Origin of the sequence: Terriglobus sp. ADX1, assembly GCF_036877645.1 — a bacterium.
Classification (GTDB): Bacteria; Acidobacteriota; Terriglobia; order Terriglobales; family Acidobacteriaceae; genus Terriglobus.
This window is the reverse complement of the sequence record NZ_JAEDXV010000061.1, coordinates 1-916: the sequence shown is the minus strand read 5'-3', so window position 1 is coordinate 916 and position 916 is coordinate 1. Positions and strand designations below refer to the sequence as shown.

The 916-nt window shown below is 60.4% G+C and carries 1 protein-coding gene; it reads right to left on the bottom strand.

Going from position 1 to position 916, the window contains the following annotated elements:
• Window positions 1-902, bottom strand: a 902-nt coding sequence (gene tuf, locus JAO32_RS19720; protein WP_334243595.1) for an elongation factor Tu, incomplete at its 3' end; no start/stop codon positions are given.
• Window positions 903-916: the final 14 nt, after the last annotated feature.

Genomic DNA, 916 nt, shown 5'->3' with positions numbered 1-916 from the left:
GTGATCGATCCCGGCTTCGCCAGAACCATGCCGCGCTCCACGTCGTCCTTCGCCGTACCACGCAGCAACAGACCTGCGTTGTCACCGGCAAGACCCTCGTCCAGCTGCTTCTTGAACATTTCCACGCCGGTCACGGTCGTCGCCTGCGTATCGCGGAAGCCCACGATCTGCGCCGGCTCACCAACCTTGATGCGACCACGCTCGATACGGCCCGTTACAACGGTTCCACGGCCCGAGATCGAGAAGATGTCTTCGATCGGCATCAGGAACGGCAGGTCGACCAGACGGTCAGGCTGGGGAACGTTGTCGTCCACGGCCTGCATCAGCTCGTCGATCTTCGCTTCCCACTGCGCTTCGCCGTTCAGCGCGCCCAGAGCCGAGCCACGGATGACAGGAACGTCATCGCCAGGGAACTCGTACTTGCTGAGCAGTTCGCGAACTTCCATCTCGACCAGGTCGATCAGTTCCGGATCTTCCACGGCGTCGCACTTGTTCAGGAACACAACGATGTACGGCACGCCAACCTGACGAGCGAGCAGAACGTGCTCCTTCGTCTGGGGCATCGGGCCGTCGGTCGCTGCAACCACCAGGATCGCGCCGTCCATCTGCGCTGCGCCCGTGATCATGTTCTTGATGTAGTCGGCGTGGCCCGGGCAGTCCACGTGAGCATAGTGACGGTTCGCCGTCTCGTACTCCACGTGCGAGGTCGAGATCGTGATACCACGCTCGCGCTCTTCCGGTGCGTTATCAATCGTGTCGAACGAACGGAAGCTGTTCTTCGGGTTGTGCTTCGACAACACCTTCGTGATCGCCGCCGTCAACGTCGTCTTGCCGTGATCGATGTGACCAATCGTGCCTACGTTTACGTGCGGTTTGCTACGGTCAAATTTTTCCTTCGCCATTGCTCTCTTGCTCC